This is a genomic window from Streptomyces sp. WAC06614, from assembly GCF_003949795.1.
GTDB lineage: Bacteria > Actinomycetota > Actinomycetes > Streptomycetales > Streptomycetaceae > Streptomyces.
The window spans coordinates 1-1,062 of record NZ_RPRY01000706.1; the positions used below are offsets into that span (position 1 = coordinate 1).

Annotated in this window: 1 pseudogene; it reads right to left on the bottom strand. The window is 73.5% G+C overall.

Going from position 1 to position 1,062, the window contains the following annotated elements:
* A pseudogene (locus EF918_RS36025) lies at positions 1 to 982 on the bottom strand (S1 family peptidase); the annotation flags it as partial.
* Positions 983 to 1,062 lie beyond the last annotated feature (80 nt).

Below are 1,062 nucleotides of genomic sequence, written 5' to 3' on the forward strand. Positions count from 1 at the left end.
CGTACAGCCCGTCCGCCCGCGGCGGCTGGCCCACGACGCGCGGGATCCTGGCGCGGGTCGCCGTCGCCAGCTTGACGGGCATGTGCTTGGTCGTCACGAAGTGGTCGAGCACCACCCCGATGGGGAGGACCTTCCCCCAACCGCGCATCTCCTTCGGCTCGTCGGGGCCGAAGCCGGCGAGCACCATGCCGACGGCCCGGTTGTAGGCGTCGACGACCAGGGCGCCGGAGTCGCCGTGGTCGGAGAAGTGGTTGCGGACGGTGGTCGGCAGCCCCCGGTTGGGGTTGGGCCGGACGATGATGAGGTTGGTGTAGCGGATGCCGTCCACGTCGTAGGCCGCGCCGACGGCCTGGACGGTGCCGCCGGTGAGCCCGGTGGCGACCCCGCGCTTGCGGACCTCGAAGCAGTGCGAGTCCACCTCCGGGCCCGTCGGGACGTACGTGCCGGTGACCGGGCCGATCTCCAGGATGTCGGCGTACCACTTCACGCCCGGGTCCAGGCGGGCCACGGCCGCGTCGACGGTCGTGCTGCGCTCGCCCGTCTCGTAGGTGCCGACGGAGGTGGAGGAGAACAGCCGGTCGAGGGGGAACTGCGCCTCGATGGGGTGGTGGACCCGGGTGCTGCTGTCGGCCTTACGCGAGCGGTCGAGGGTCTCGCCGAGGACGTGCTGGTTGCTGAGCACGTAGACCTTGCCGGGGTCGCTGGTGTGCTCCAGGAATCCGCCGATGGTGCCGGGCGCCCTCGGGTCCACGTCCGAGGCGATCATGGCACCGCCGATGAGCTGCTTCCACTTGCGCAGGTCGAGCCGGCTGGGACTCCCCGGCGGGCTGCCGGTCGGCCCCCGGACCTCGCATTCCCCCGGTGGCGGGTCGGGCGGCGGGTTCCCCAGGTCCACCACGTCGGTGCCGATCCCGTCGATCTCGGCCGGGACGAGGTGTTCCGGCGCCAGCTCACCCGCCGGGCGCTTGCGGGCGACGAACACGCGGACGGTCCGCTCCCCCGTCGCCCGACCGGCCCCCGGGGGAAGGCGAGGTCCGGGGGCCGACCGGCAGCCCGCCGGGG